At 67.1% G+C, this 19,763-nt stretch carries 17 protein-coding genes and 1 rRNA gene; 4 read left to right on the top strand and 14 right to left on the bottom strand.

Annotation, left to right across the window (positions count from 1 at the left end; all coding sequences use genetic code 11):
* Window positions 1-6 precede the first annotated feature (6 nt).
* Window positions 7-122, top strand: a 5S ribosomal RNA gene (gene rrf / locus EBL84_RS12850).
* Between the two features lie 689 nt (window positions 123-811).
* On the opposite strand, the gene ilvD is transcribed toward rrf, so the two are convergent.
* From ilvD to EBL84_RS12825, 5 genes are all read right to left on the bottom strand, one after another.
* Entirely contained in the window at window positions 812-2,662 is a 1,851-nt protein-coding gene (gene ilvD, locus EBL84_RS12845) for a dihydroxy-acid dehydratase (RefSeq protein ID WP_123141180.1), read from the bottom strand.
* A gap of 212 nt (window positions 2,663-2,874) precedes the next feature.
* Window positions 2,875-3,558: a TIGR04211 family SH3 domain-containing protein gene (locus EBL84_RS12840; RefSeq protein ID WP_123141179.1), complete on the bottom strand. Its 684-nt coding sequence runs from the start codon at window positions 3,556-3,558 to the stop codon at window positions 2,875-2,877.
* 119 nt (window positions 3,559-3,677) lie between these two features.
* Window positions 3,678-4,607, bottom strand: a complete 930-nt coding sequence (gene argF, locus EBL84_RS12835; protein ID WP_123141178.1) for an ornithine carbamoyltransferase — start codon at window positions 4,605-4,607, stop codon at window positions 3,678-3,680.
* A gap of 27 nt (window positions 4,608-4,634) precedes the next feature.
* Entirely contained in the window at window positions 4,635-5,813 is a 1,179-nt protein-coding gene (locus tag EBL84_RS12830) for an aspartate aminotransferase family protein (protein ID WP_123141177.1), read from the bottom strand.
* Between the two features lie 237 nt (window positions 5,814-6,050).
* The gene (locus EBL84_RS12825; protein ID WP_123141176.1) at window positions 6,051-6,632 is read right to left on the bottom strand and encodes a superoxide dismutase; all 582 of its coding nucleotides are present in this window, start codon (window positions 6,630-6,632) and stop codon (window positions 6,051-6,053) included.
* Window positions 6,633-6,909: 277 nt separating this feature from the next.
* On the opposite strand from EBL84_RS12825, the gene EBL84_RS12820 reads away from it, so the two are divergent.
* Window positions 6,910-8,700 carry an N-acetylglutaminylglutamine amidotransferase gene (locus EBL84_RS12820; RefSeq protein WP_123141175.1) on the top strand — a complete coding sequence of 597 codons (1,791 nt, stop codon included), beginning with the start codon at window positions 6,910-6,912 and terminating at the stop codon, window positions 8,698-8,700.
* Window positions 8,701-8,766: 66 nt separating this feature from the next.
* On the top strand, window positions 8,767-9,102 hold the full coding sequence (gene grxD / locus EBL84_RS12815) for a Grx4 family monothiol glutaredoxin (RefSeq protein ID WP_005224048.1): 336 nt from the start codon (window positions 8,767-8,769) through the stop codon (window positions 9,100-9,102).
* Window positions 9,103-9,116: 14 nt separating this feature from the next.
* Here the strand turns inward: grxD and rnt are convergent, their stop codons facing one another.
* Complete coding sequence (rnt, locus tag EBL84_RS12810; RefSeq protein ID WP_123141174.1) at window positions 9,117-9,782, bottom strand: ribonuclease T; 666 nt, start codon at window positions 9,780-9,782, stop codon at window positions 9,117-9,119.
* 121 nt (window positions 9,783-9,903) lie between these two features.
* Here rnt and EBL84_RS12805 point away from each other — a divergent pair, with 121 nt between their 5' ends.
* The gene (locus EBL84_RS12805; RefSeq protein WP_123141184.1) at window positions 9,904-10,662 is read left to right on the top strand and encodes a VacJ family lipoprotein; all 759 of its coding nucleotides are present in this window, start codon (window positions 9,904-9,906) and stop codon (window positions 10,660-10,662) included.
* Between the two features lie 57 nt (window positions 10,663-10,719).
* Here the strand turns inward: EBL84_RS12805 and pyrC are convergent, their stop codons facing one another.
* The 8 genes from pyrC to EBL84_RS12765 form a co-directional block, all read right to left on the bottom strand.
* Window positions 10,720-11,760 (bottom strand): dihydroorotase, encoded by a 1,041-nt coding sequence (gene pyrC, locus EBL84_RS12800; protein ID WP_123141173.1) that lies wholly within the window; start codon window positions 11,758-11,760, stop codon window positions 10,720-10,722.
* Between the two features lie 5 nt (window positions 11,761-11,765).
* A complete protein-coding gene (locus EBL84_RS12795) occupies window positions 11,766-13,370 on the bottom strand; it encodes a phosphoenolpyruvate carboxykinase (RefSeq protein WP_123141172.1) in 1,605 nt (534 codons plus the stop codon).
* A 172-nt stretch (window positions 13,371-13,542) separates the two neighbouring features.
* Entirely contained in the window at window positions 13,543-13,797 is a 255-nt protein-coding gene (locus EBL84_RS12790; protein ID WP_123141171.1) for a hypothetical protein, read from the bottom strand.
* A 74-nt stretch (window positions 13,798-13,871) separates the two neighbouring features.
* Window positions 13,872-14,498, bottom strand: coding sequence for a dephospho-CoA kinase (gene coaE, locus EBL84_RS12785; RefSeq protein WP_123141170.1), 627 nt, complete (start codon window positions 14,496-14,498; stop codon window positions 13,872-13,874).
* Window positions 14,495-15,364 carry an A24 family peptidase gene (locus EBL84_RS12780; RefSeq protein WP_123141169.1) on the bottom strand — a complete coding sequence of 290 codons (870 nt, stop codon included), beginning with the start codon at window positions 15,362-15,364 and terminating at the stop codon, window positions 14,495-14,497. The genes coaE and EBL84_RS12780 overlap by 4 nt, the downstream gene beginning before the upstream one ends.
* Before the next feature lie 57 nt (window positions 15,365-15,421).
* Complete coding sequence (locus EBL84_RS12775) at window positions 15,422-16,684, bottom strand: type II secretion system F family protein (protein ID WP_123141168.1); 1,263 nt, start codon at window positions 16,682-16,684, stop codon at window positions 15,422-15,424.
* A gap of 6 nt (window positions 16,685-16,690) precedes the next feature.
* Complete coding sequence (gene pilB / locus EBL84_RS12770; protein WP_123141167.1) at window positions 16,691-18,406, bottom strand: type IV-A pilus assembly ATPase PilB; 1,716 nt, start codon at window positions 18,404-18,406, stop codon at window positions 16,691-16,693.
* A 94-nt stretch (window positions 18,407-18,500) separates the two neighbouring features.
* The gene (locus tag EBL84_RS12765) at window positions 18,501-19,355 is read right to left on the bottom strand and encodes an NYN domain-containing protein (protein ID WP_123141166.1); all 855 of its coding nucleotides are present in this window, start codon (window positions 19,353-19,355) and stop codon (window positions 18,501-18,503) included.
* Window positions 19,356-19,763: the final 408 nt, after the last annotated feature.

Raw genomic sequence — 19,763 nt, 5'->3', positions numbered from 1 at the left:
AGTTTTCCTGGCGGCCATAGAGTCCTGGAACCACCTGATCCCATCCCGAACTCAGAAGTGAAACAGGACCTCGCCGATGATAGTGTGGGGCCTCCCCATGCGAAAGTAGGTCACTGCCAGGACCTTATCCCAAAACCCCCGAGCACCCTGTGCTCGGGGGTTTTACTTTGTGCGCCGAAAAAAGCCGCCAGCCGCCAGCCGCCAGCCGTCAGCCGCCAGCCGTCAGCCGCCAGCCGTCAGCCGTCAGCCGTCAGCCGTCAGCCGTCAGCCGGAAAGATTGAACCGCAAAGACCCAAAGAACGCCAAGGGGCGTCGGGGATGTGCGGCTGACGCCGCAGCGCGTGCGAGTGCATGATCTGCGCTCGGTTCCTGTCCCGGCAGCTGAAAGCTGCCAGCGGTCAGTAGGATTGAACCGCAAAGGCTCAAAGGACGCGAAGGAGTATCGGGAATACGCGGCTGACGCCGCGGCGCGCGCGAGTGCATCGCCGGCGTTCGGTTCTTGTCCCGGCGCGCCGTTCCTCAGCAGACGTTGACGCGAGTGTTGGGTTGCCACAAAACGGTAGCCCTACCGACGGCGCTGCACGAGGTAAACCGACTTCGTTAAGGGTATCAATGCCGTCTGACTGACGGCTGATCGCTGGCGACTGAAGTCTGTTAGACCGTCATCTACACTCACAATCCTTTGTGTGCTTGGCGCCTTTGCGGTTCACCATCTGGCTGGAGGCTGGAGGCTGGAGGCTGGAGGCTGGAGGCTGGAGGCTGGAGCCCCCGCCGCGCCGGATGACGACGGCGGGGTGAGCGTGGGCGGGGATCAGCGCTTGAGCTGGCTGAGATCACGCACGGCGCCGTAGGCGGCGCTGGTGGTCAGGGCGGCATAGGCCTGCAGGGCCTTGGAGACCTTGCGCTCGCGCTCGCCCGGCTGCCAGGCGGCCTCGCCTCGGGCTTCCATCGCTTGACGACGTGTGGCCAGGGTTTGCTCGTCGACGGCGAGGTGGATCCTGCGGCCGGGGATGTCGATCTCGATCTGGTCGCCTTCCTCGACCAGCCCGATCAGACCGCCCTCTGCGGCCTCCGGCGAGACGTGACCGATCGATAATCCTGAGGTGCCGCCGGAGAAGCGTCCGTCGGTGATCAGCGCGCACTGCTTGCCGAGCCCCTTGGACTTGAGATAGCTGGTGGGATAGAGCATCTCCTGCATCCCCGGTCCGCCCTTGGGACCCTCGTAGCGGATCAACACCACATCGCCGGCCTGGATCCGGTCGCCGAGGATGGCCGCGACCGCGGCGTCCTGACTCTCGAAGATCCGCGCCGGGCCGGTGAAGCGGAGGATCGAGGCGTCGACCCCCGCGGTCTTGACGATACAGCCGGCCTCGGCAAGGTTGCCGAAGAGCACTGCCAGTCCGCCGTCCTGGCTGTAGGCGTGCTCACGCTCACGGATGCAGCCGTTGGTGCGGTCGAGATCGAGCTCGGGCCACTGCTGGTCCTGACTGAAGGCCTGCTGACTCGGCACGCCGCCGGGCGCGGCGCGATACAGGCGCTCGGCCTCGGGGGCGGCATTGCGCTTGAGGTCCCAACGCTCCAGCGCCTCGCCCAGGCTGGGGCTGTGCACGGTGGCGACCTCGCGGTGGAGCAGTCCGGCGCGGTCGAGCTCGCCGAGGATCCCCATGATGCCGCCGGCGCGATGCACGTCCTCCATGTGATAGCGCTGGGTCGCCGGCGCGACCTTGCACAGGTTCGGCACCTTGCGGCTGAGCCGGTCGATGTCGGCCATGGTGAAGTCGACCTCGCCCTCGTGCGCGGTCGCCAGCAGGTGCAGCACGGTGTTGGTCGAACCGCCCATGGCGATGTCGAGACTCATCGCGTTCTCGAAGGCGCGGCGGTCGGCGATCGCGCGCGGCAGCACGCTGGCGTCGTCCTGCTCATAGTGGCGCCGGGCCAGCTCGACGATCAACCGCCCGGCCTCCAGGAACAAGCCCTTGCGTGCGGCGTGGGTGGCGAGCAGCGAACCGTTGCCCGGCAGGCTCAGGCCCAGCGCCTCGGTGAGACAGTTCATCGAGTTGGCGGTGAACATCCCCGAGCAGGAGCCGCAGGTGGGACAGGCCGAGCGCTCGATCTGGGCGACCGCCTCGTCGCTCTCCTCGGGATTGGCCGCGGCGACCATCGCATCGACCAGGTCGAGTCGCAGCTCGTCGCCGTCGCGCAGCACCTTGCCCGCCTCCATCGGCCCGCCCGAGACGAACACCGTGGGGATGTTGAGGCGCATCGCAGCCATCAGCATCCCGGGGGTGATCTTGTCGCAGTTGGAGATACAGACCATGGCGTCGGCGCAGTGGGCGTTGACCATGTACTCGACCGAGTCGGCGATGATGTCGCGTGAGGGCAGCGAGTAGAGCATGCCGTCATGCCCCATGGCGATGCCGTCGTCGATGGCGATGGTATTGAATTCCTTGGCCACGCCGCCGTTGGCCTCGATCTCGCGGGCGACCAGCTGACCGAGGTCCTTCAGGTGCACGTGTCCGGGGACGAACTGGGTGAAGGAGTTGACGACCGCGATGATCGGCTTCTCGAAGTCGCCATCCTTCATGCCGGTGGCACGCCACAGCGCGCGCGCGCCGGCCATGTTGCGGCCCTGGGTCGAGGTTCTGGAACGGTATTGGGGCATAGTGGGACAGACCTGAAGGGTTGAACTTGACACGCTTCGATTATACGCCCCTCATCAGCCACGGCTGAGGCGCGGGCGCATTGGCCGCGGCGAGCACGGTCGGGGTGGCGTGAGTGGCCAGCATGGCAGGGGACGTGTGCCCGGGCGCGCGTTGGCGTCCGGGCGGGAGGGGAGGTCGCGCGATCACCGCCAGGGCGCTCGCGCGTATCGCCTTACAGCGAGGCCCAGGAACTCCGCCGCCGTCGCCAGCGCAGGTGCGGCAGCAGCAACCCGAGGAAGACGCCGCCGGTGACCACGCCCGCGCCGATCAGGAACCAGCGCTGGTGAGTCTGGTTCTTGAGATCGCGGTTCTCCTGCTGCAGGTCGGCGCGCTCGCGGGTGAGTTCGCTGACCTGGATGCGCAGCCGATCGCGGTCTTCGGTGATCTCGAGGATGTTGGCCGAGGCGTGACGGACGGTCGCCAGCTCCTGCTCCAGGCGCTGTTTCTCCTGACGCAGTGCCGCATTGTCGTCGCTCACCTGCTCGTGCTCGGTCTGCAGCTTGCTCAGCTGGGCGGCGAGCGCATCGGGCTTCTGTTGCAGCTCGGCGAGCTTGGCCTCGAGCGTGGCCACGCGCTCACGCGCCGCCGGCTCGTCCTGCAGCTCGTGCTCCAGCACGTAGCCGGTGGTGCCGTCCTCGGTGCGCACGCGGGCATAGTTGGTGGCCCGGTTGACGCTCAGCACCTCGAGCGGGGTGCCGCTCGGCAGCATGCGGATGATGCGATAGCGGGTGCTCTCGCCGGTGCGCAGGGTGATCTCGAGCTCGTCGGTCACATAGCGGGTCTCGGCCTGGGCGATGGCGGCTTGACCGAGCAGCGTGGCCAGGAGCGTAAGGGATAGGAGCGCGATGCGTATCACGAGGCGTCCTCGACTCGGCTGGGGTTGATCTGCTGTACGCCGGGCGCCTGCCCGACATCTTCGATGGCTGGTGATCGCGCCCGACGGGGGCGGTGTTCGACCGACAGCACGGGTTGGCTTCAGGCCGCGGGCCCGAGCAGGAATTCGAGCAGTGCCTTCTGGGCGTGGAGCCGGTTCTCGGCCTCGTCCCAGACCACCGATTGCGGGCCATCGATCACCGAGGCCGAGACCTCCTCGCCACGGTGCGCCGGCAGGCAGTGCATGAAGAGCGCGTCCTTGGCCGCCCGCGCCATGATCGCGTCATCGACCTGGAAGGGGGCGAACAACGCCTGACGGTGCGCCTGCTCGTCCTCCTGGCCCATGCTCGCCCAGACATCGGTGGCGATCAGGTCGGCACCCTCGGCGGCCTTGGCCGGGTCGTGGACGATGGTGCAACGGTCGCTGGCGGCGGCGTAGATGGCACCGTCCGGGGCATAGCCCTCGGGGCAGGCGATGCGCAGCTCGAAGTCGAACAGCCGTGCGGCGTTGATGAAGGAGTGGCACATGTTGTTGCCGTCACCGATCCAGGCGACGCGCTTGCCACGGATGTCGCCGCGATGCTCGACGAAGGTCTGGATGTCGGCGAGCAGCTGGCAGGGGTGGAAGCGGTCGGTGAGGGCGTTGATCACCGGCACCGAGGAGTACTCGGCGAAGCGCTCCACCGTCTCCTGATCGAAGGTGCGGATCATCACCGCATCGACCATGCGCGAGAGTACCCGCGCACTGTCCTCGATCGGCTCGCCGCGCCCGAGCTGGGTGTCGCGTGGGGAGAGGAAGAGGGCATGCCCACCGAGCTGGAACATCCCGGTCTCGAACGAGACTCGGGTGCGCGTCGAGGACTTCTCGAAGATCATCCCCAGCGCCTTGCCGGCCAGGGTTCGATGCTCCTCTCCGGCCCGCTGCATGCGCTTGAGTTCGATGGCACGGGCGATCAGCGCCCGGGCCTCATCGCTGCTCAGGTCCAGCAGCGAGCGAAGGTGTCTGCAGTGCGGGGTATGACCGGCATCCATGGTTTCAGCTCTCCAGCGCCGTGGCGCTCAATCGGTTTCCAGGAAACGCTGGACGAGCCCCGTCAGCGTTTCGAGCAGTTGTTCGGCCTCGGACTGCTGCAGGATCAGCGGCGGCAGCAGACGGATGACGCGTTCGGCGGTGACATTGATCAGCAAACCGGCCTCGAGCGCCTGGCCGACCAGTGCGCCGCAGGGGCGATCGAGTTCGATGCCGATCATCAGTCCGCGACCGCGCACCTCGACCACCCCCGGGGTCCCGGCGAAGGCCTCGCGCAGGGCGCCCATCAGCCACTCACCGATCTCGCCGGCGTGGCTGCAGAGGTCCTCGTCGCGCAGCGTCTCGAGCACCGCGCGCGCTGCGCGCGCGGCCAGGGGATTGCCGCCGAAGGTCGAGCCGTGGCTGCCGGGGCCGAAGGTGTCGGCGGCCTCGCCGCGCGCCAGACAGGCACCGATCGGCACGCCGTTGGCCAGCCCCTTGGCGAGGGTGACGACATCGGGCTGGACACCGTCGTGCTGGTGCGCCAGCAGGTGTCCGGTCCGGCCCATGCCGGTCTGGATCTCGTCGTGGATCAGCAGCCAGCCCTCGCGATCGCAGATTGCGCGCAGCCGGGCGTTGTAGTCTGCGGCGGGGACATTGATGCCGCCCTCGCCCTGGATCGGCTCGACCAGGATGGCGACGATATTGGAGCGGTTGGCCGCCGCCGTCTCGATCGCCTCGATGTCGTTATAGGGGACACGCAGGAAGCCCTGGACCAGTGGCTCGAAGCCGGCCTGTACCTTGCGGTTGCCGGTCGCCGAGAGGGTCGCCAAGGTGCGACCGTGGAAGCTGCCCTCGGTGACCAGGATCGCCGGGTTGTCGATGCCCTTGCGATGGGCGTGCAGCCGGGCAAGCTTGATCGCCGCCTCGTTGGCCTCGGCACCGGAGTTGCCGAAGAACACCCGGTCCATCCCGGTCTGCTCGATGAGCAGATCGCCGAGGCGCTGCTGCTCGAGGACACCATAGAGGTTGGAGGTGTGGACCAGGGTTGCGGCTTGGTCGCAGAGCGCGTCGCGCACCGCCGGGTGGGCATGGCCGAGCCCGCAGACGGCGATCCCCGCGAGCGCGTCCAGGTATCGCCTGCCCTCGGTATCCCACAGCCAGACACCTTCGCCGCGGGCGAAGGTGACGGGCAGACGGTTGTAGGTGGCCATCAAGGAATCGCTCATTGCGGCAGGGCCCCGCTCGGTCTCCGGTGAAAAAACGAAAAGAGGCGGTTCCTCGGTGCGGAAACCGCCTCCAAACAAAGGCGAAGTGAGTGAATATAACGCGAATGCAGTGGTGGTTACAAGGAAACCACTCGGTGCGCGTGGGAGATGTGAAATCTTTGCAAGCCCATGAATCCTATCGGGAAAACGTGGGTGCTTGAGGTCGGTGCGCGCCCGGCGACGCCGGGCGCGGGGCGATCAGGCCGAATAGTTGGCCGCGACGAAGTCCCAGTTGACCTTTTCCCACAGGGCCGCCAGATACTTCGGACGGGCGTTGCGGTAGTCGATGTAGTAGGCGTGCTCCCAGACGTCGACGGTCAGCAGCGGCGTCTTGCCCTCGGTCATCGGGTTGGCGGCGTTGGAGGTGTTGACGATCTCCAGCGCACCCTCGGCGTTCTTCACCAGCCAGGTCCAGCCGGAGCCGAAGTTGCCCGCGGCCGACTGTTCGAACTGCTGCTTGAAGGCATCGAAGGAGCCGAAGGTCGACTCGATCGCGCTGGCCAGGGCGCCTGCCGGTTCGCCACCGCCGTTGGGCGAGAGACAGTGCCAGTAGAAGGTGTGGTTCCACACCTGGGCGGCATTGTTGAAGACGCCGCCCTGGGCGCTGTTGATGATCTCCTCGAGCGAGGCCGACTCGAATTCGGTGCCGGCGATCAGGTCGTTGAGCTTGGTGACGTAGGTCTGGTGATGCTTGCCGTAGTGGTAGTCGATGGTCTCGGCCGAGATCACCGGCTCGAGCGCGTCCTTGGCATAGGGCAAGGGTGGGAGTTCGTGTGCCATTGGGGTTCCCCTCCTGTATGGGTGCGGCTTGTCGATAGATGCGTGGGCCGTCACGGGGCATGAACCCCGTGACCGAATCCTGCGTGTCTCGGTCGCGGCTGGCGGGCCCGACCCGGACTTGGCTTCGCCTTGCGGCCCAAACTGAGGTCGGGCGGGCGCTTTTGCAACGGTCGGCGTCGCTGTGTGACCATCGCTGTGGATGGCCCGGGGGCGCGCTGCGCCCGCATTCCGGGCGCCCCGACTGTGAACCGAAAAGAACACGATGGAGTGAGCACGGATGTGCGGAATCTGCGGTGAGTTGCGCCTCGACGGCGCCCCGGCCGACCTCGGCGCGATCGAGACCATGATGGCGCGCCTGACCCGGCGTGGTCCCGATCATGGGGGCAGCTACAGCGACGGTGCCCTGGCCCTCGGGCATCGCCGTCTCTCCATCATCGACCTTTCGGTGCGCGCCAATCAACCCATGGTCGATGCCGAGCTGGGCCTCGCGCTGGTGTTCAACGGCACCATCTACAACCATCGCGAACTGCGCGCCGAGCTTGTCGGGCGCGGCTACCGCTTCTTCTCCGAGGGCGACGGCGAGGTCATCCTCAAGGCCTGGCACGCCTGGGGCGAGGGCTGCTTCGAGCGCCTCCACGGCATGTTCGCCTTCGGTCTGTGGGATGCGCGCGAGCGGGCGCTGATCCTCGCGCGCGACCGCTTCGGCATCAAGCCGCTGTATTGGTCGGAACAGACCGGGCGGGTGCGTTTCGCCTCCAACTCCCAGGCGCTGTTGGCCGCCGGTGGGGTCGATACCGCGGTCGATGCGGTGGCGCTCCATCATCTCTTCACCCTGCACGCGGTGGTGCCGGCGCCGCGCACCATCCTGCGCGGGGTGCGCAAGATCGAGCCGGGCCACTGGCTGCGTCTCGAGGCCGATGGCCGACGCAGCGGCGGGGCCTACTGGCAGCTGGAGGCGACGCGTCCGGCGCAGCCGCGCGACGAGGGCGAGTGGCTGGAGGCGATCCATGCCGAGCTGCGCCGCGCGGTGCGGGTGCGCAGCGAGGTCGCCGACGTGCCGGTCGGGGTGCTGCTCTCCGGCGGGCTCGACTCCAGCCTGCTGGTGGCGCTGCTCGCCGAGACCGGGGTGAGCGATCTGCGCACCTTCTCGGTCGGTTTCGAGGACACCCCGGAGGAGTCGGGCAGCGAGTTCTTCTACTCCGATCAGGTCGCCGCCCATTACGCCACCCGTCATCAGCGCTTTCAGGTGCCCAACGACCAGGTGCTCGAGCGCCTGCCCGAGGCGATCGACGCCATGGTCGAGCCGATGTTCGGCCAAGACGCAGTGGCCTTCTATCTGCTCGCCGAGCAGGTCTCGCGCGAGATCAAGGTGGTGCAGTCGGGGCAGGGCGCCGATGAGGTCTTCGGCGGCTACTTCTGGTATCCGCGGATGCAGGCCGAGGGCGCGGGCAGCCGGCTCGAACGCTTCGCCAAGCACTATTTCGACCGCGATCACGCGGAGTATCTGCGGCTGGTCGCGGCCGCCCACGGCGGCGCCGATCACACCGCCGAGCTGATCGGTCCGGCGCTCACCGCGCCTGGGGCCGACACCTTCATGGACGCGGTGCTGCGTCTCGATGTGACCACCCTGATCGTCGATGACCCGGTCAAGCGGGTCGACAACATGACCATGGCCTGGGGGCTGGAGGCGCGGGTACCCTTCCTCGATCATCGGCTCGTCGAGCTGGCCGCGCGCTGCCCGCCCGAACTGAAGCTGCGCGAGGGTGGCAAGTACCCGCTCAAGGCGCTGGCGCGCGGGCTGCTGCCGGCAGCGGTGATCGATCGCCCCAAGGGCTATTTCCCGATGCCGGCGCTCAAGTACGTGCGCGGCCCCTTCCTCGCCTTCATGCGTGAGTTGCTCGACTCACGCGCCTGTCGCGAGCGCGGGCTCTACAGGCGCGACTACATCGAGCAGCTGCTCGCCGCTCCCGACATGCACCACACCCGCATCCAGGGCAACAAGCTGTGGCATCTCGCGGCGCTCGAGCTGTGGCTGCAGCGCAATGTCGATGGCGCCGACGCCGGTTGAAATCGGCCCGGTCGGCCCGATCCTCGTGCCAGCGATGACAGGATCAAATCCGGTGCGAGGTGAGCGATGGACGTGTTGGAGCGTATTGGCGAGCAGGTCAAGAACAACCCGGTGGTGATCTACATGAAGGGCACGCCGCAGTTCCCGCAGTGCGGGTTCTCGATGCGTGCGGCGCAGGCACTCCAGGAATGCGGCGTGCCCTTCGCCTATGTCAACGTGTTGCAGGACCCGGAGATCTTCGAGCACCTGCCGCGCTATGCCGACTGGCCGACCTTCCCGCAGCTCTATATCGACGGCGAGTTGGTCGGTGGCTGCGACATCACCCTCGAACTGCATGCCGGGGGTGAACTCAAGCCGATGATGGAGCAGGCGGCGGCGCGCGCCGAGGGCGGCGCCGACTAGCGTTGTCCGAGCCCTTACTCGGGGGCGGGCAGTCGCTCGCCGCTCTCCCAGAAGCGCAGTGGATCGAACTCGTTCCAGCGGTTGATGATGGTGCAGAACAGTCGCGCGGTCTGCTCGGCGTCGTAGAGCGCCGAGTGCGCGTCGCTGTTGCTCCAGCCGAGCCCGGCGGCGCGTGCGGCGTTGGCGAGTACGGTCTGGCCGAACATCAGCCCGCTCAGGCTGACGGTGTCGAAGACGCTGAAGGCATGGAAGGGGTTGCGCTTGAACTCGGTACGATCGACCGCCGCCTTGATGAAGCCGAGGTCGAAGTGGGCGTTGTGCCCGACCAGGATGGCGCGGGTGCAACCGGTGTTCTTCACCGCCTTGCGGACCGGGGAGAGGATGCGGTTGAGCGCCTCGTGCTCGGGCACGGCTTCGCGCAGCGGATGGTCCGGGTCGATGCCGTTGAAGGCGAGCGCCCTGGGGTCGAGTTCGGCGCCGACGAAGGGCAGCACATGGCAATGGACCGCGGGCGCGGGTTCGAGCCGGCCATCGGGCGCCATGCGGATGACCACCGCGGCGATCTCGAGCAGGGCGTGGCGCTGGGCGTCGAAGCCCGCGGTCTCGACGTCGACGACGACCGGCAGGAAGCCGCGAAAGCGCTGTGCGATGCCGTCTGGAATCTGTTCTTCACCGTTCATCGCGACAGCATAAGTGGTTTGGTCGGCAACGCCAATCCTGTTGCCCATGCCGGCCCCGTCAGGGGGCTGCGCTGTGGTAGGATCGCGACTCGTTGCGTTGAATCAGGTGAAGGACGTCGAGATGGACACACGCGGGTTCAAGTGGCTGGGAATCTTCGGAGCGGCACTGCTGCTGGCCGGTTGCGCCTCCGGCGCGGCGCGCGTGAGCGATCCACGCGACCCGCTCGAGCCTTACAACCGGGCCGTCTATCGCTTCAACAGCGATTTCGACAAGGCCTTCATCCAACCCGCCGCGCGCGCCTATCGCAAGGTCACGCCGGAGCCGGTCGATCGCGGCGTGACCAACTTCTTCGCCAACGTCGCCGACATGACCTCGGCGGTCAACAACGTGCTGCAGTTCAAGATGTCGCGCGCCGGCAGCGATGTCGGCCGGGTGTTCATCAACTCCACCGTGGGTATCCTCGGGGTGTTCGACGTCGCCACCAACGTCGGGCTGCCGAGCTACAAGGAGGACTTCGGTCAGACGCTCGGTTACTGGGGGCTCGAGTCCGGCGCCTACTTCATGTTGCCGATCGTCGGTCCGAGCAGCATCCGCGACACCTTCGGCTTCGCCGGTGACGTGGCGCTCGACCCCTTCTTCAACCTCGAGAAGAATCAGGTCTATTGGGGGGCGATCGCGTTGCGCGCGATCGATCAGCGTGCCGACCTGCTCGATGCCAGCGATATCCTCGAGGAGGCCGCGCTCGATCCCTACAGCTTCCTGCGCGAGACCTATCTGCAGCGTCGCGAGAGCCTGGTCCACGACGGCAACCCGCCGAGTGGTGCAGGCGGTGACGACGTCTGGGACGAGATCGACTTCGACAGTCCCGCCGAGATCTGATCCCGCCATCCGGCGTCCCCGTTCGGGGACGCCGGAGCCTCTTCCAGGACGGCCCGATCAGGCCGTCTCGAGCCGCCAGCCCAGGGTCTCCCCGGCGCGCAGCGGCACCACACAGTCCTCGCCGAACGGATAGTGCGCCGGCACCTGCCAGGGCGTGCGGGTCAGCCGCACCCGTTCCTGGTTGCGCGGCAGTCCGTAGAAGTCGGCGCCGTGATGACTGGCGAAGCCCTCCAGCCGATCCAGCGCGCCGGCCTCGTCGAACACCTCCGCATACAGCTCCAGCGCCGCGTGCGCGCTGTAGGCGCCGGCGCAGCCGCAGTCGCTGAGCTTGGCCGTGCGCGGGTGCGGGGCGCTGTCGGTGCCGAGGAAGAAGCGCGGATGACCGCTGGTGGCGGCCTCGACCAGCGCCTCGCGGTGACGCTCGTGCTTGAGCACCGGCAGGCAGTAGAAGTGCGGACGGATGCCGCCGGCGAGCAGGGCGTTGCGGTTGTAGCGCAGGTGGTGCGGGGTGATGGTGGCGCCCAGGGTCTCCGGGCCCTCGCGCACCAGGGCCACGCCGTCGGCGGTGGTGACGTGCTCGAAGACCACCTTCAGCTCGGGGAAGTCGCGCAGCAGCGGCACCAGCTTGTCATCGATGAAGCGCTGTTCGCGCTCGAAGATGTCGACCTCGGGGTCGGTGACCTCGCAGTGCACCAGCAGCGGCATGGCGTTGCGCTGCATCGCCTCGAGGACCGGGGCGATGCGGGCGATGTCGGTGACGCCGCTGTCGGAGTTGGTGGTGGCGCCGGCCGGGTAGAGCTTGCAGGCGGCCACCGCGCCGCTGGCGCGTGCCCTGTCGATCTCCTCGGGCCGGGTGAGGTCGGTGAGATAGAGCGTCATCAGCGGCTCGAAGCCGCTCCCCTGCGGCAGGGCCGCCAGGATGCGCTCACGATAGGCGAGCGCGAGCGCGGTGTCGGTCACCGGCGGCTTGAGGTTGGGCATGATGATGGCGCGCGCGAACTGGCGCGCGCTGTGTCCCACCACATCGGCCATCGCCGCGCCGTCGCGCAGGTGCAGATGCCAGTCGTCGGGGCGGGTGATCTCGATCGTCTCGGTCATCGCGATCAGCCCGCCTGCGGGCCGGCGGCGAGGATCGCGGCATCGACCTCGTCGGTGAACTTGGTGAAGTTGTCGCGGAACATCCCGGCGAGCTTGCGTGCCTGGGCATCGTAGGCGGCCGGATCGGACCAGGTGGCGCGCGGGTCGAGGATCTCGGTCGGCACCCCGGGGCAGCTCTCGGGGATGTTGAGCCCGAAGATCGGGTCGGGACGGGTGGCCACGCCCTCGAGCTTGCGATCGAGCACCGCGTGCACCATGGCGCGGGTGTGGGGGATGGCGACGCGCTTGCCGACGCCATACGGGCCGCCGCTCCAGCCGGTGTTGATCAGCCAGACCTGGGTGCCGTGCTCGGCCAGGCGCTTGCCGAGCAGCTCGGCGTAACGTTGCGGGTGGCGCGGCATGAAGGGCGCGCCATAGCAGGCGCTGAACACCGGCGAGGGCTCGGTGACGCCCTTCTCGGTGCCGGCCACGCGCGCGGTGTAGCCGGAGATGAAGTGATACATCGCCTGCTCCGGGGTCAGCCGCGAGATCGGCGGCAGCACGCCGAAGGCGTCGCAGGTGAGAAACAGGATGGCGTCGGGGTGTCCGCCCATGCCGGTTTCGCTGGCATTGGGGATGGCGCTGATGTGATAGGCGCCGCGGGTGTTCTCGGTCAGCGAGTCGTCGTCGAGGTCGAGCCGGCGCGTCTCCATGTCCATGGTGACGTTCTCGAGGACGGTGCCGAAGCGGCGCGTGGTGGCGTGGATCTCGGGCTCGGCATCGGCCGAGAGCCGGATCATCTTGGCGTAGCAGCCGCCCTCGAAGTTGAACACCCCCTCGTCGCTCCAGCCGTGCTCGTCGTCACCGATCAGGGTGCGCGAGGCGTCGGCCGAGAGGGTGGTCTTGCCGGTGCCGCTGAGACCGAAGAAGAGCGCGGTGCGACCGTCCTCGCCGATGTTGGCCGAGCAGTGCATCGGCAGCACGCCGCGCCCCGGCATCAGGTGGTTCATCACCGTGAACAGCGACTTCTTGATCTCGCCGGCATAGCTGGTGCCGCCGATCAGCACCAGGCGCTTCTCGAAGTTGACCAGGATGCAGGTCTCGCTGTTGGTCTTGTCGAGTCCGGGGATGGAGTGGAAGTGCGGCGCGGCGATGACGGTGAACTCGGGCGCGAAGTGCTCCAGCTCTTCGGGTTTGGGCTGGATGAAGAGGTTGCGCGCGAACAGGCTGTGCCAGGCCTTTTCGGTGATCACGCGCGCCGGCAGCCGGTAGTTGGGGTCGGCGCCGACGAAGCAGTCCTGGACGTAGACGTCCTTCATCTGCAGGTAGGAGGCGAGACGATGATGGACCAGGTCGAAGTGCTCGATGTCGATCGGGCGGTTGACATCGCCCCACCAGATGTCGTCGCGGCTGCCCGCCTCCTCGACGATGAACTTGTCGTTGGCCGAGCGTCCGGTGTGATGGCCGGTGCGGACCACCAGCGGACCCATGTGGGCGACCTGGCCCTCGTAGCGCGCGAGCGCCTGCTCGTAGAGCTCCGCGGTGGGGAGGTTCCAATGGACGGCGTTGAGGTTGTAGAGGCCGTGTTGTTCGAGCGGGTGGTCGCTGTTCGGACGTCCGGAAACGCGCATTGCTGGCTCCAATCTGGGTTTTCTGGGCAAGGGAGGCTGGACAAGTGCTCGGATCTTGCCGCAACGGGATCGATAGGCGTGGAGCCTACACCAAATCGACCCCGCTGCGGACGCTCGAGCGGTGCGATACCCGCTTCCTTTGCGACGGATCAGGATCGCACCGGGGGCGTGGTCACGAACTGGCCGGTCGCGCGCCCGAGCCGCTGCTCGTCCCCTGATTTTTGCCGCTGCCGCTGGTGCGGCAGTGACCGGAGACCTTGACCCCGTCCTTGCGGGTATAGGGATCGACCCAGTGACATTCGCCCTTGCGCTCGCAGGCGCCCTTGTCGAGACCCTTGCAGGCCGAGGCGGCATGGCTCGTCGGGGCGGCCCCGAGCACGAGTGTGGCGGTGGCGATGGACAGCACGAGACGCGGGTTGATGCGCATGCTTCCCTCCGGTGCGTGTCGGTTTGAGTGAGACTCCCTGCCTTGCACGTGGCGTGAGCAAAGCTAGGTCGCGCTCAACCGCTTTGCAAGTCGCTCTTCCCGGCGGTCAGCGTCAGATAGCGCTGATGCAGATGCCGTACCTGCTCGGCGAGATCCTGCGGGTCGCCGCTGTTGTCGATCAGGTCGTCGGCGAGCGCGCGGCGACGGGCGCGCGGGATCTGCGCGGCGATGATGCGGGCGATCTCGTCGTCGGCAAGGCCGCTGCGCGCCCGCACGCGCTCGATCTGTGCCGACTCGGCGAGGTCGACCACCAGCACCCGATCGGCGAGACGCTGCTGTCCGGTCTCGAACAGCAACGGGATCACCAGCACCGCGTAGGGGGTGCGCAGCGCGGCGCGCTCGGCACACATCCGCGCCTCGATGCGCGGGTGCAGGATGGACTCGAGCCGCTGGCGGGCCTCGGCGTCGGAGAACACCAGCGCGCGCATCGCGGCGCGATCCAGGCTGCCGTCGGCGGCGATCATCTCGCGACCGAAGGTCGCGGCGATCGCCGCCAGGGTCTCGGGGTCGTCACGGGTGAGGGCGTGGGAGATGTGGTCGGCATCGATCACGCCGGCGCCGAGTCGCTCGAGCTGCGCGGCGACGGTGCTCTTGCCGCTACCGATGCCGCCGGTGAGGGCGATGGTCAGCATGGCGCTCATCCCAGTCCGCTGAGGCGCAGGTAGGCGCCGGTGATCTGCTCGCCCCACAGCAGTGCGACCCAGCCGGCGACGGCGAGGAAGGGACCGAAGGGCATGGCGCTGTCGCGCCCCTGGCGGCGCAGCGCGATCAGCACGCCACCGATCAGCGCCCCGGAGACCGCCGAGAGCAGTATCACCAGGGGCAACGCCTGCCAGCCGAGCCAGGCCCCGAACAGGGCCAGCAGCTTGAAGTCGCCATAGCCCATGCCCTCCTTGCCGGTGAGTAGCCGAAAGGCGTGATAGAGGCTCCACAGCAGCAGGTAGCCGGCCGCCGCGCCGATGATCGCCGCCTGGGCATCGGTGAACACCCCGAACAGGCTGAGGATCAGCCCGAGCCACAGCAGCGGCAGGGTGATGCGGTCGGGCAGCAACTGGGTGTCGAGGTCGATCACCGCCAGTGCGACCAGGCCCCAGGTCAGCACCAGCGCGGCGAGTAGCTGCACGCTGGCGCCGAAGTGCAGCGCCGCGACGAGACCGAGCAACGCGGTGAGCAGCTCGACGGCCGGATAGCGCCAACCGATCGGCGTCTTGCAGGCGCTGCAGCGTCCGCGCAGCAGCAGGAAGCTCAGCAGCGGGATGTTCTCGTGGGCGCGGATGCGGTGACCGCAGTGCGGACAGCTCGATGGAGGGCGTGCCAGTCCGGGCGGCGGTGTCGCGTCGTCGGACTCGCCGGCGAGTTCGGCGCACTGCGCGCGCCACTCGTGTTCGAGCATCCGTGGCAGACGCAGGATGACGACGTTGAGGAAGCTGCCGAGGATCAGTCCGAGCAGCGTGACGGTGACATAGAGCAGCATGGGGGACTGCTGGAATGGCTCTAGCCAGGGCATGGTCGAGTCCTTGCTGGGGCGGGTCGGGAGAGGCGACGCCGGGGCGTCGCCACGGGATCAGACGACGGAGGCGAGCTTGAAGATCGGCAGGTACATGGCCACCACCAGGCTGCCGACCAGGCCGCCGATGATCACCATGATCATGGGTTCGAGCAGGCTGCTGAGGCTGTCGACGGCGTTGTCGACCTGCTCCTCGTAGAAGTCGGCGACCTTGCCGAGCATGGTGTCGAGCGCGCCCGACTCCTCGCCGATCGAGGTCATCTGGATCACCATGTGGGGGAAGAGGTCGCGCTGACGCATCGCCAGCTGCAGCGACTGACCGGTGGCGACCTCCTCGCGCATCTTCAGCACCGCGTCCTGGTAGACGATGTTGCCGGTGGCCCCGGAGACCGACTCGAGTGCGTCGACCAGCGGCACGCCGGCGGCGAACATGGTCGAGAGGGTACGGGCGAAGCGGGCCAGCGCGGCCTTGTTGAGGATCGGGCCGATCACCGGGATGCGCAGCACCAGTCGGTCGATCCCCTCGCGCAGCCCGCGGCTGCGCTTATAGAGCGCGGCGAAGCCGTAGCCGGCGCCGCCGAGGCCGAGGAACACCGCCCACCACCACTGCTGCAACAGGTCGGAGAGGCTGATCACCAGCAGGGTGAAGGCCGGCAGATCGGCGCCGAAGCTCGAGAACAGGTCCTTGAACTGAGGGATGACGAACAGCAGGATCACCACGGTGACGATCACCGCCACGGCGATCACCGCCGCAGGATAGAACATCGCCTTCTTGATCTTGCCCTTGATCGATTCGGTCTTCTCCTTGTAGATGGCGATCTTGTCGAGCAGCACGTCGAGCACGCCGGCCTGCTCGCCGGCGGCGACCAGGTTGCACACCAGATCGTCGAAATAGAGCGGATGCTTGCCGAGCGCCAGGGCCATCGCGGTGCCGCTCTCGATGTCTTGCTTGATCGCCAGGATCATGTCCTGCATCGAGGGGTTGTCGTGACCGCGACCGACGATGTCGAAGGCCTGCACCAGGGGCACGCCCGCGGCCATCATGGTGGCGAGCTGGCGGGTGAACACGGCGATGTCGGCGGTGGTGATCTTCTTCTTGCGGGCGCCGAGCAGCGGCTGGGGCTTCTTGCGCACCTTGGTCGGGTTGACGCCCTGACGGCGCAGCTCGGCGCGCACCAGGTTCATCGTCGCTGCGCGGCTCTCGCCCTTGATGCGGGCGCCCTTGCGGTCGACCCCCTCCCAGAGGAAGACGCTGGCCTTCTCCTTGTCCTTGGCCTTGTTCTGGGGGGGCTTGGGTTTCTGTTTCGCTGCCAGCGCCATGGGTGCTTACTCTTTGGTGACGCGGTTGAGTTCTTCGAGGCTGGTGAGACCGTTCTTGACCTTGCGCAGCCCCGATTTGCGCAGATCGGCGACGCCCTCGCGCCGCGCCTGGTCGGCGAGCTGCATCGAGTTGCCGCCCTCGAGGATCAGCCGGCTGATCTCCTCGGAGATGGGCATCACCTGGAAGATGCCAACGCGCCCCTTGTAGCCCTTGGTGCAGCGCTCGCAGCCGACCGGCTTGTAGATGGTCAGCCCGGCCTCGACCTCCTCGTCGCTGAAGCCCTCGGCGCGCAACGCCTCGGGCGGCAACTCGTGCGGCTCGCGACAGTGCAGACAGAGCCGGCGCGCCAGTCGCTGGGCCATGATCAACAGCACCGAGGAGGCGATGTTGAATGGCGCCACACCCATGTTGGCCAGACGGGTGAGGGTCTGGGGGGCGTCGTTGGTGTGCAGGGTGGAGAGCACCAGATGGCCGGTCTGGGCGGCCTTGACGGCGATCTCGGCGGTCTCGAGGTCGCGGATCTCGCCGACCATGACGATGTCCGGGTCCTGGCGCAGGAAGGCCCGCAGCGCCGCGGCGAAGGTCAGCCCGGTCTTGGGATTCATGTTGACCTGGTTGATGCCAGGCACCTGGATCTCGACCGGATCCTCGACGGTGGAGATGTTGATATCCGGCTCATTGAGGATGTTGAGCGCGGTGTAGAGCGAGACGGTCTTGCCCGAACCGGTCGGGCCGGTGACCAGGATCATGCCGTAGGGTTTCTTGATCGCCTTGAGGAAGGTGTCGCGCTGCTCGGGTTCGAAGCCGAGCGCATCGATGCCGACCTGTGCCGAGGAGGAGTCGAGGATACGCAGCACCACCTTCTCGCCGTAGAGGGTGGGCAGGGTGTTGACGCGAAAGTCGATGTCGCGCGAGCGACTGAGCTTGAGCTTGATGCGCCCGTCCTGGGGAATGCGCCGCTCGGCGATGTTCATCCGCGACATCACCTTGAGTCGGGCGATCAGGCGGTTGGCGATGGTCTGCGGCGGGTTGGCCACCTCCTGGAGCATGCCGTCCTGGCGGAAGCGCACACGGAAGAACTTCTCGTAGGGCTCGAAATGGATGTCCGAGGCCCCGGCGGTGATGGCGTCGACCAGGATCTTGTTGACGTAGCGCACGATCGGCGCCTCGTCGATATTGGCCTCGCTGCCGTCGTCGCGCTCCTCGTCCTCGTCCGGGGCGATCTCGAGCTTTTCCAGGTCGGCGTCCATGATCTCGCTCATGGTCGTGTCCTGGGCCTCGATCGCGCTGTCGATCGCCGCCTGGAGCTTGTCCTCCTCGACCAGCACCGCGTCGGTGGCCAGCCCGGTGTTGAAGCGGATCTCTTCGAGCGCCTGGTCGTTGGTGGGGTCGGAGACGGCGAGGAACAGCCGGTTGCCGCGCCGCAACAGCGGCAGTGCGTGGTGTTTGCGGATCAGTCGCTCGTCGACCAGATTGGTCGGCAGCTCGGAGACCTCGACCGAGCCGAGGTCGAGCAGGGGGACGCCGAACTCGTGTGCCGCCGCAACCGCGATCGCCCGGCTCGAGAGCAGCCCCTGGCCGACCAGGTGGCCGACGAAGGTCCGCCGCTGACGGATCGCCTCTTCCTGGGCGTCGGTCGCCTGTTGCTCGCTGAGCAGCTCGTCCCTGACCAGACGCAAGGCCAGTCCCGAGAGCTTGACGTTGGCGGCATCTAGCGACATGGGATCGAGGCTCCGATGGGATGGTGGCACCGTCGCCCGCGCGTGCTCGGACGGTGCGGCGAACGAGGCTGGTGGCGGGCGGGAGGGCGCGGGATCACTTGTTCTTGTGGTCCTGGTTGACCTTGTAAGCGTCCCTGATGTTGGTTGCGATCAGGCCGTCTTTCTGCTCGCTCGGCTGGAGGTAGAACTCGAACACGAAATCCCGACTCATCAGGTGTCTGTCCTCGATCCCGTGATCGACCTCGCTCTTGTGGAAGAACACCGAGCTATAGGGGGATTGTGGGTTGCGGGTGTCGGTGACCCACAGATCGGCGGAGATCCGGTTGAGTACCCGCATGAAACCGTAGCCCTTGTCCTTCAGCCAGTTGACGCAGACGCCGCGCACGCACGAGCCGGCCTCGCCCCACTGATTGTCCTTCTCGTAGTGGATCGGCAGCAGGTCGGGGATGGTAAAGCCTGAGTAGAAGGCGTCGACCTGTTGCTGCAGCTCCTCCGAGATGTGCTTGAAGCCGATCAGCTCGACCCGGCACCCCTGGTTCTGCAGTGCCCGCACCAGCGGGAGGAAGTCGCCGTCTCCGGTGACCAGCAGGATGTGGTCGAGTCGCTCGGCCTGCAGCATGGCATCGACAGCCAGGTCGAGATCGGCATCGGCCTTGCTGTTGGTGATGTTGCCGTCTTCGTCGCGATAGTGACGCACGTGCTTGAGGTTGACCTTGTAGCCGAACTCCCGGATCAGCTGATGGTACTCATGACACTTGCGCTTGTAGTCCTCGTCACCATCCTTGTCCGCGCGCTCGATATCATAGGCGATATAGGTGTTGAGGCGCTGCAGTCTCCCTCCTTCGCGCGCGGCAAACCGTCTCAGCACATCGTAGCGCATCTGGTAGCCGCCGTTGTAGCGGATGTTTTCCGCGTCGATGAAGACACCGACCCTGGGTTGTGGGCTCATGTTGGATGGTTTGCTCGTTGTCTCGACCAACTGTTTGAATGGTCTCAGGTGTGAGTGCTGAGTCCCTTCGTGGACGCCGGGCACGGCGCTTGGGTGCATCCGTGAAGTCGCCCTGCAAAGCGGCGAGGGTATGGTGGACGACCCGCTGCGGTGAGAGGCCGCTGGAGGCCTGTGACCGTGATGCCGGGTGAGGGCGCGGCTGGTTCGGGACGGCAAGACGCCATCCGCCCCCGAGTCACCTCCGCGGGCTCGGGGATGCTTCCAGGGTGCCTGGCACCCGGGTGCATCGGGTCACAGCGCAGGGGCTGGGGTCGTGCCCCGAGGGGCGGTCGTCCAACTGGGCAGACGGACCGATGGTGTGGTGTTTGCTCGAATGAATCAAGACGGCGTCCGGCAATCGTGTTCCCG

Source organism: Marichromatium sp. AB31 (genome assembly GCF_003718685.1).
Classification (GTDB): domain Bacteria; phylum Pseudomonadota; class Gammaproteobacteria; order Chromatiales; family Chromatiaceae; genus Marichromatium; species Marichromatium gracile.
The sequence above is the reverse complement of the archived record's forward strand: the minus strand, read 5'-3'. Positions and strand labels throughout refer to the sequence as shown.

Bases quoted from the DNA above. Each gene is read 5' to 3' on its own strand.
- EBL84_RS12820 (WP_123141175.1), top strand. From the start codon at position 6,910: ATGTGCGGAATCTGCGGTGAGTTGCGCCTCGACGGCGCCCCGGCCGAC.
- argF (WP_123141178.1), bottom strand. From the start codon at position 4,607: ATGGATGCCGGTCATACCCCGCACTGCAGACACCTTCGCTCGCTGCTG.
- grxD (WP_005224048.1), top strand. From the start codon at position 8,767: ATGGACGTGTTGGAGCGTATTGGCGAGCAGGTCAAGAACAACCCGGTG.
- ilvD (WP_123141180.1), bottom strand. From the start codon at position 2,662: ATGCCCCAATACCGTTCCAGAACCTCGACCCAGGGCCGCAACATGGCC.
- rnt (WP_123141174.1), bottom strand. From the start codon at position 9,782: ATGAACGGTGAAGAACAGATTCCAGACGGCATCGCACAGCGCTTTCGC.
- coaE (WP_123141170.1), bottom strand. From the start codon at position 14,498: ATGAGCGCCATGCTGACCATCGCCCTCACCGGCGGCATCGGTAGCGGC.
- EBL84_RS12825 (WP_123141176.1), bottom strand. From the start codon at position 6,632: ATGGCACACGAACTCCCACCCTTGCCCTATGCCAAGGACGCGCTCGAG.
- EBL84_RS12830 (WP_123141177.1), bottom strand. From the start codon at position 5,813: ATGAGCGATTCCTTGATGGCCACCTACAACCGTCTGCCCGTCACCTTC.
- EBL84_RS12795 (WP_123141172.1), bottom strand. From the start codon at position 13,370: ATGCGCGTTTCCGGACGTCCGAACAGCGACCACCCGCTCGAACAACAC.
- EBL84_RS12780 (WP_123141169.1), bottom strand. From the start codon at position 15,364: ATGCCCTGGCTAGAGCCATTCCAGCAGTCCCCCATGCTGCTCTATGTC.
- EBL84_RS12790 (WP_123141171.1), bottom strand. From the start codon at position 13,797: ATGCGCATCAACCCGCGTCTCGTGCTGTCCATCGCCACCGCCACACTC.
- EBL84_RS12805 (WP_123141184.1), top strand. From the start codon at position 9,904: ATGGACACACGCGGGTTCAAGTGGCTGGGAATCTTCGGAGCGGCACTG.
- pyrC (WP_123141173.1), bottom strand. From the start codon at position 11,760: ATGACCGAGACGATCGAGATCACCCGCCCCGACGACTGGCATCTGCAC.
- EBL84_RS12765 (WP_123141166.1), bottom strand. From the start codon at position 19,355: ATGAGCCCACAACCCAGGGTCGGTGTCTTCATCGACGCGGAAAACATC.
- pilB (WP_123141167.1), bottom strand. From the start codon at position 18,406: ATGTCGCTAGATGCCGCCAACGTCAAGCTCTCGGGACTGGCCTTGCGT.
- EBL84_RS12775 (WP_123141168.1), bottom strand. From the start codon at position 16,684: ATGGCGCTGGCAGCGAAACAGAAACCCAAGCCCCCCCAGAACAAGGCC.